The following is a 4,772-nucleotide window of genomic DNA, read 5'->3' as shown; positions in this document are numbered from 1 at the left end:
CTGATCCCGACGGGCAAGGTGCGCGAATGGCAGATTAAATATCCCAAGTGGAACGGATTTATTATCCAGACCTTTTTAAACCGTTATACCGAACTGCAGAATACGATCAATGATCTAAGCTTTAAGAATATCGATGAGCGATTATACAACTATCTCATCCAATATCATCATAGACAGGGAGATGAAAAAGTGCTGCTGACGCATCAAAGATTGGCCAACGAACTGGGAACCACTAGGGTGGTAATTTCAAGATTACTCAAGGAATTCGAAAAAAGGGGAGTTGTTGAATTGCTCAGGGGAAGCGTAATACTAAATCTAAGGGGAGCGAGTTTCGGCCGAATAGTGCTTTTCATAGGAAACGGTGTTGGGGTCAACCTGATTGCGTAAAAAAGAACCATCCATTTCACGTAACATGGGCGAATTCCTCACAGAATGCAATAATACAAAGGACAACTTTGGCTTGGAATATTAATCAACTAAAAACAAGAAGGATGAAAAATATTGTAATCACAGGTAGCAGTAGCGGCTTTGGGTATTTGAGCACCTTGACCCTGGCACGAAAAAGTTACAAAGTTTGGGCGACCATGAGAAACCTCGACACCAACAATGCCCCTAAAAAGGATGAACTTTTAAAAATTGCAGAAAAGGAAAATCTGAACATTTCCGTAATCGAATTGGATGTTACCCAGGATGATTCGGTCACCACGGCGATAAGGACCATAATTGCCGAAGATGGACGAATCGACCATTTGATCAACAACGCAGGGTATATGTTCGTTGGCGTTACAGAAGCCTATAGCATTGCGCAGGCCAAGGAGCAGTTCGAGGTCAATTTCTTCGGGATTGTGAGAATGGTCAAAGCGGTCGCGCCACACATGCGCAAACAAAAGGAAGGTCTCCTTATTAACGTCACCTCGATAGCGGGGCGTCTCTCCTTTCCGTATTTCGGTTTATACTGTGCGAGCAAACATGCCGTGGAGGCCTATTCCCAAGCGTTGCGATATGAACTGGCCCCCTTTGGCATTGAAGTAAGTATCGTCGAACCAGGGCCTTTCGGCACCAATCTCCTTTTTTCCGGCCCCGAAGAAGCGGACCGAACCGCATTTGACGGGTATGGGGAGCATAAAAACACGCCCCAAGCTATGCTCCAAAACTTTGATGCCTTTTTTAAAGGTGATGATGCCCCAAGTCCGCAATTGGTGGCAGACGATATTGCCGGACTTGTCGAAGCTCCTCGGGGAACAAGGGAGGAAAGGATCGTTTCGGGCATAGATTATGGGGCTTTGGATTACAACGAAAAGGTACTGCCGATACAAAGGTCATTGGTCAGGGATGCTTTTCAGATGCCCCACTTATTGGAGATTGCTCAGCAAAAGTCGGTGAAAAATGTCATTCCAAAGACCAAGGACCAAAATTTATGAAAAAAAAATTGAATGTGATTCAGCCGACCAGAAAGAAAAAGGAGCATTAATGGATGACAATTGGTTGATTATCGAACAAATGATTTAAATGCGGTAATTAGGGGGAATGTCCAAGAATCCAAAAAACAAATCCATTAAGCTTATAAAAAATGATAAAACTACTTTATTTACTGACCATCTTTTCCTTTTGTTCATGAGGGGAAGAAGTAAAAAAAAAGGGACAATCAAGATTTTATTACCAAATTGAAGGCTTACAAAGAGCTTGAAACTGAAAAAGAAAGCAAGAAACAATTCATCGAGGAGTATCTCTATGCCGTAAACTCGCCAGATTGGAAGTCAAGACCTTTGAATATCGTCGGAATCCCGATGGCTTTTGAGAAGAACATTCGGCTTTCAGAAAGTCGTTTCCGGATTACAAGTCGACCATCAAGTATTTGACCGTTGATGACAATTATGGGATGGTTTGGTTGAACATAGAGGCTACATACGCGGAGACATTCGCTTTCGAAAATAGCTCCTATGGCGACGGTTTACCCCCGAAAGTCGAGGCCAAAAATCAGGAACTGTCCTGGGAAGAGACCTGGTATTTCATCGTAGTCGATGGATAATTCGGTGAGAAGTTTGATATTTTGAAGGATAATTATGCTGTTCTCAAAGGCTTGGGGGCAACAGAGTAATACTTAAAGGATATGTAGATAGGTTTGCACTCTTACAGAAGTTCTAGCCCAACGTATTTCCAAAACCAATATCATGGAAATTTTCGCCATCGACAATCCTTTAATTTTCAGATTCGATTCCTATGAAAACTAATTTCTGTCGTAACTATTTGACCAATAAAATAATTGTAATCCACAACATATGAAAAACACGATTCAATTTGATTTTTGGATTCTATTGATCAGTTTACTACTGACCAATTTTTCCTTGGCACAGGAGATAATATCACAAACCGACGATGAAATCATTGAATGGCTCCGACAAAACAGTATACCCATTGAACATCTTGAAGCCGAAAATGGCTTTTCGGATCTGCAGCCATTAAAGAAAATACTGAAAAATGTCAAGGTCGTCGGGTTGGGGGAAAATACCCATGGAACCCGGGAATTTTTTCAAATTAAACATCGGCTGTTGGAATTCCTGGTCACGGAAATGAGTTTTAACGGTTTTGCTATCGAAGCAGGCTATGCCCCATGTACGCCGATCAATGATTACGTCTTATACGGTAAGGGGGATCGGGAAGATGTTTTGACAGGTCAAGGCTTTGTTGTATGGGACACCAAGGAAATGGCCGCCATGATCGACTGGATACGGGACTACAATGAAGACGTCCCAATGAATAAAAAAGTGCGGTTTTACGGCCTTGATTATGCCTATAACGGACTGGGCGCTCAAAGGATATTGGGGTATTTACAAAGGAATGGTGCAGACAACGTCCTTGCCGTTGATTCACTGTTCCAGAACATTGCCAAAATAGAAAGGGAGCGCTGGCCCCTTAATATGTCAAAAGTCCAAGATGGACTGAAGGGACTGGTGCCCAAGGTACAATTGCTAATCGACTATCTAGCAACGAACAAAGAAAAATTATCATCCAAATCGAGTAGCCCGGAGTTAGATGGGATTATGATGCACACAATGGCAATAAAGCAATGGGTTGTCAATAATATCAGCGATTCCATACCAGCTTCCGCTATCGCTAATATGGCACGATCCAGGAGTATGGCAAATAATTTGTTTCAAATTTTGGATATCGATGAAGCTGTAAAAAAGGTGGTAGTATGGGAACATAATGTTCATGTTGGCATAGGTGAGATGGAAACCGGGGAACCGAATATGGGTGATGAGTTTAGAACTAAATACGGCGACGCCTATTACGCTATGGGATTTGAATTTAACGAAGGCTCTTATCAATCAAGAATCGTTTTACCAGATAATTCACTGGGGGACCTAAAAACTAATTCTGTTGCCCCCGCACCCGAAGGCTATTTGGCTTGGTATCTATCCAAGGCAATGAAGGGTATCTCATTTTTAGATTTACGAACCCCCGTATCGGTTTCTTCAATTGAAAAATGGATGAATACGCCACAAACTTTTCGCTACTTTGGTTGGTTAAGACATGATATTTCCCTGCGAAAAACAATACCCAGGGTTCGATATGATGGCATTTTGTTCATTGAAGAAACATCGCCGACAATACCAACATCCAATGCCCTAATGACAGTAGCTAAAGGAGAGGGATTATAATGCAAGGTAAAGCGTTCTAGGCAATGACCATTGCTACTAACCTTAAATACTCCGGTTACCTAGTTTGCGAACACATATGGATCACCAATGACGAACCCAATACTTAAACGTCGCAAAGTTCAATTAAACGATGGTATTTGCCTTAAAATAGGCTTGACTGCTACTTGAATATCAGAAGTCACCTATTCGGTGAGCATATTTTTCAAAGAAGCTTGAAAGCCCTATTTATAGGGGTTTTAAGAGATAGGTTCTGGTGCGTCCGCTCCACAAATAAACCCTGTAAACGCTTTGTTTACGGGGTTTTTTTATTTTGCCTTGACAAAATTGTTGACAAATCCGTTCAGTCTCTAGGCCACCATTTCATCGGTCATTCTATTTTCATCAAATTTTGTTGAGCTGGCCATAACGAAATAGATATTCCTTTAAATAAAATTCCTTGGTCCCTGGATTCAGGAAAGAGCTTTGGATCAAGGATTCGACCAAGGCCTGCTTGGTACGAAAAGGTTTTAAAAGCTTTTCCATCCGTTGTTCCCCAATCCCCAATCTCCTGCCGAATTCCTGAAAGTCATGTAGCCCCACACGTCCGTTTGTCCTTACTTCATTGCATTCAAAACCATCTATGAACAAGCCCTCATTCAAGGCAAAATCCCTGTCATTTACATGGATTCGGGTGTTTATCAAATCATAGGAAGGGCTTAGGGTATGGTCTCCATTTGGGGTTTCGAGCAACGAAAAGTTTTTCAAATGGGCATCTCCATTGGAGAACAAATAATTGAATACCACCAATCGGAAGAACTTCTCCAACGCTATCCGGTATGCCGGAACATAACTTTTTATCAGTTCGCCAATTTCCTCATAGCTATGGTTATACTTGAATTCATCACCATCATTTTCTGAGGTTTTCCCCGCCAATGAGGCAAAATCCTCTACCCCCAATTTATTTCCGTCCTCCTTGACATCAAAACGTTTTGTAATATAGGCCGGTTCCCCATTACTAAAGAATATCAATGCGTTCTCAGCAGTTTGGATACCATAGGCCTGCCTGGCAATTTGCATGGTCAAATGCTCGTTGGCAGGGATTTGACCGACCTTTTTTAAATCTCTCGGTAT

5 protein-coding genes are annotated in these 4,772 nt (G+C 41.9%); 4 read left to right on the top strand and 1 reads right to left on the bottom strand.

Annotated features, from left to right (window positions below):
* From ACEW8S_RS14750 to ACEW8S_RS14735, 4 genes are all read left to right on the top strand, one after another.
* A partial coding sequence (locus ACEW8S_RS14750; protein ID WP_373518895.1) for a Crp/Fnr family transcriptional regulator occupies positions 1-387 on the top strand: 387 nt, incomplete at its 5' end.
* A gap of 104 nt (positions 388-491) precedes the next feature.
* Positions 492-1,421: an SDR family oxidoreductase gene (locus tag ACEW8S_RS14745; protein ID WP_373518894.1), complete on the top strand. Its 930-nt coding sequence runs from the start codon at positions 492-494 to the stop codon at positions 1,419-1,421.
* Between the two features lie 434 nt (positions 1,422-1,855).
* The gene (locus ACEW8S_RS14740; RefSeq protein WP_373518893.1) at positions 1,856-2,029 is read left to right on the top strand and encodes a hypothetical protein; all 174 of its coding nucleotides are present in this window, start codon (positions 1,856-1,858) and stop codon (positions 2,027-2,029) included.
* 520 nt (positions 2,030-2,549) lie between these two features.
* Positions 2,550-3,662 (top strand): erythromycin esterase family protein, encoded by a 1,113-nt coding sequence (locus ACEW8S_RS14735; RefSeq protein WP_373518892.1) that lies wholly within the window; start codon positions 2,550-2,552, stop codon positions 3,660-3,662.
* A gap of 381 nt (positions 3,663-4,043) precedes the next feature.
* Here the strand turns inward: ACEW8S_RS14735 and ACEW8S_RS14730 are convergent.
* Positions 4,044-4,772, bottom strand: a 729-nt coding sequence (locus ACEW8S_RS14730) for a type II toxin-antitoxin system HipA family toxin (RefSeq protein WP_373518891.1), incomplete at its 5' end; no start/stop codon positions are given.

The sequence above is a fragment of the Pricia sp. genome (assembly GCF_041745955.1).
Classification (GTDB): Bacteria; Bacteroidota; Bacteroidia; order Flavobacteriales; family Flavobacteriaceae; genus Pricia.
This window is presented reverse-complemented; position numbering and strand designations above follow the sequence as displayed.